Origin of the sequence: Dietzia sp. DQ11-38-2, from assembly GCF_014145055.1 — a bacterium.
Classification (GTDB): domain Bacteria; phylum Actinomycetota; class Actinomycetes; order Mycobacteriales; family Mycobacteriaceae; genus Dietzia.
The window spans coordinates 7,301-10,367 of sequence record NZ_JAALDW010000381.1 but is presented as its reverse complement, the minus strand read 5'-3'; the positions used below and the strand labels follow the sequence as shown (position 1 = coordinate 10,367).

General features: G+C 71.2%; 3 protein-coding genes. 1 reads left to right on the top strand and 2 read right to left on the bottom strand.

Features of this window, described 5'->3' with window-relative positions; translation table 11 throughout:
• Together G6026_RS12735 and G6026_RS12730 are read right to left on the bottom strand one after the other, a co-directional pair.
• The coding region (locus G6026_RS12735) for an alanine racemase (protein WP_241728069.1) at positions 1 to 949 on the bottom strand (949 nt) is incomplete at its 3' end.
• A 36-nt stretch (positions 950 to 985) separates the two neighbouring features.
• Positions 986 to 1,624: a TetR/AcrR family transcriptional regulator gene (locus G6026_RS12730; protein WP_107756737.1), complete on the bottom strand. Its 639-nt coding sequence runs from the start codon at positions 1,622 to 1,624 to the stop codon at positions 986 to 988.
• A gap of 130 nt (positions 1,625 to 1,754) precedes the next feature.
• On the opposite strand from G6026_RS12730, the gene G6026_RS12725 reads away from it, so the two are divergent.
• Positions 1,755 to 3,067 (top strand): D-arabinono-1,4-lactone oxidase (locus G6026_RS12725; protein WP_182613388.1); only part of this gene is annotated, 1,313 nt, incomplete at its 3' end.

Below are 3,067 nucleotides of genomic sequence, written 5' to 3'. Positions count from 1 at the left end.
TCAGCCGGTCCGGCCCCGGCGCCCCGGAGGCCACGTACCCGCCGTAGAGGAACGTCGTCAGGCCGCGCGCCGGGGTGCGGACGGCGGGCAGGGCGTAGAACAGCGAGGGGCGAGGGGTGAACGACCGATAGTGGTCGAACAGCCCGGGGACGAAGAGACCGGATCCGGCGGTCACCTCGGTGACCGCCGGGTCCGCTGCGCTCTCGGCGATCGAACCGGATCCGCCCGAGTTGACGATCTCCGGCCGCTCGCCGGTGAGCCCGGCGATCACGTCGGCGACCGCGTGACGCACTCCCAGGAGACGGCGCATGGACAGGCGCTTGACCAGTCCCACGCCCCGGACGTCGTCGGGGACGCCGGCGACCTGCGCCTCGTAGAACATCGCGCCGACCACCCTGAAGCCCATGTCGACGGCGCGACGGACGAGAGGCTCCACGTCGACCGGACTCCGCAGCGGGGACCGCCTCACACCCAGGTGGAGCGGCCCCAACCGGAGCGAGGCGTCCACGTCGACACACACCCTCGCGCCGCCCGCACCCGACTCCCGGGCGATCTCCAGATGGCGTTCGTCGTCGACCATCAGCGTCACCGCCCCGAGCGCGGCCGGATCCGCGCCCAGCCGACCGAGCGCGCCACGGTCGACCGAGGGGTACCCGAGCAGGACGTCTCGACAGCCCGCCTCGACGAGCCACAGGGCCTCCGCGAGCGAGTAGGCCATGATCCCGCGCACCGACTCGTCGCCGCGGAGCCCCGGGCCCAGGACCTCCTCGAGCACACCGCGCGACCTCACGGACTTGCTGGCGATGCGGATCCGTGTCCCGCCCGCCCGGCGCCGGAGATCGGCGAGGTTCGTCCGCAGGGTGGGCAGGTGGAGCGCCGCGAGCGGTGCGTCGAGCCCGGTGGTGGCGACGTCGACCGCCTCCACGGCGTCGCTCGCGCGTCCGGACATGGTCCCGGTCACCCCCTCTACCCTCACCGGGTCGACCTAGTCGCCGTCGATCGGGTGCGCGTCCGCGACCACGAGGTCGACCGCCCGGTGGAGGAGAGCGATCGCCTCGTCGTCATCCCGGCAGATCTGCCAGCGCAACCCGATCCCCGCGACCGTGGCCTCGACGACACCGACCATCTCGTCGAGTCCCATGCCCCAGCGCATACCCGCGGACTGTGCGGTCCGCTCGAGGACGGACCGGATGATCTCCTCGTTGGACTCCTGCTGATGACGGGCCAGACCGATCTCCGGTGACCCGTGTGTGCGCAGCGAGTAGGAGACGATCTCGTAGGTGAGGAGCTGACGGTCCGGAGAGGCGGAGATGACGGCCCAGATCAGGTCGATGGCCTCGTAGAGCCTCCGGCGCAGCCCCTCCCTGCCGAGGGCGCCCGAGTCGAAGTCGACGTTGATGAACGCCCTGGCCGCCTGGTGGACCTCCGAGTTGACCGCACCGATCACCTCGCGGAGGAGTTCCTCCTTGTCGGTGTAGCAGTAGTGCACCACTCCCAGGGAGACGCCGGCGCGCTCCGCGACACCGCGGACGGTCACCGCTCCGAGCCCGTAGTGTTCGGCGATCTCGAGGGCTGCCCGGAGGAGCTGCGCTCGGCGCTGATCGGATGGCAGGCGTCTGGTCACTCGTCCATGGTACGACGACGACGAGGCGACGGGCGCACTACACCTCACGCCCGGCCTGCGACCGAACCCGCATCTGGTCTCTTGTCCAGATCGGCCCCGGGACCCGCCCCGGGAGGTAGCCTCTGCACCCATGACGACCTCGACCACGCGGTGGCACAACTGGGCCGGAAACGTTCTCGCCTCGCCGTCGGGCCGGTCCGACCCCACGACGGTCGCCGAGGTCACCGGGGTCGTGACCGCGGCCGCCGAGCGCGGCTCCAGGGTCAAGTGCGTGGGTGCCGGACACTCCTTCACCCCCGCCGCGGCGACCGACGGGGTGCTGATCTCGCTCGACGACCTGACGGGGATCGAGTCGATCGTCCCGACCCGCGATCCCGAGGGGAACGTCGACGGGGCGGACGTGACCGTCTGGGCGGGTACCCGACTCCACCGGCTCGGCCCTCTGCTCTGGGACCTCGGGCTCGCCCAGCCGAACCTCGGCGACTTCGCCGAGCAATCGCTGGCGGGCGCGGTGTCCACGGGCACCCACGGCACGGGCCGCACCGCCGTCGGCCTGCCGGCCACCGTGGTCGGACTGCAGATCGTCACGGCGGACGGCTCCGTCCTGGACTGTTCGCGCGAGGCGGATCCCGACGTGTTCGAGGCGGCCCGCCTCGGGATCGGAGCGATCGGGATCATCACCAAGTTGACCATTCACTGCGTGCCGGCGTTCGCACTGAGCGCCGAGGAACACCCCTGGACCCTCACGGCCGCACTCGCCGATCTCGAGGGCTTCGCGAGCTCCGCCGACCACGCGGAGTTCTTCTGGTTCCCGCACACCGATGCCGTCACCGTCAGACGCAACACCAGGTTGCCGGGTGACGCGGACCTGCGTCCGCTCGGCCGCATCCGCGAGCTGGTCGCCGACGAGTTCCTGTCCAACGAGGCCTTCGGTGCGCTGTGCCGGACGGCCGCACGCCGGCCGACGCTGACCCCCCGACTCAACCGCGTCGCCGCACGCGCGATGTCGGCCCGCGCGTACACCGATCGCAGTTACCGGGTCTTCGCCTCCCCGCGGCGGGTGCGCTTCCGCGAGATGGAGTACGCGGTGCCGGTGGCCGCGGCCACCGGCGTGCTCGGTGACCTGCGCGACATGATCGACCGCACCGGCGTCGTCACGCCGTTCCCCGTCGAGGTGCGGTTCGCCGCGGCGGATGACGTGTGGTTGTCGACCGCCTACCGGCGGGATGTCTGCTACGTCGCGGTCCACCAGTTCCACCAGATGGACCACACCGAACTCTTCCGGTCGGCCGAGGAGATCTTCCTCGCGGCGGACGGTCGGCCCCACTGGGGCAAGATGCACACCAGGACCGCCGCCGACCTCTCGGCCACCGTCCCTCACTTCGACGACTTCGTCTCGGTACGCGACCGACTCGACCCGGACAGAATCTTCGCGAACCAGTA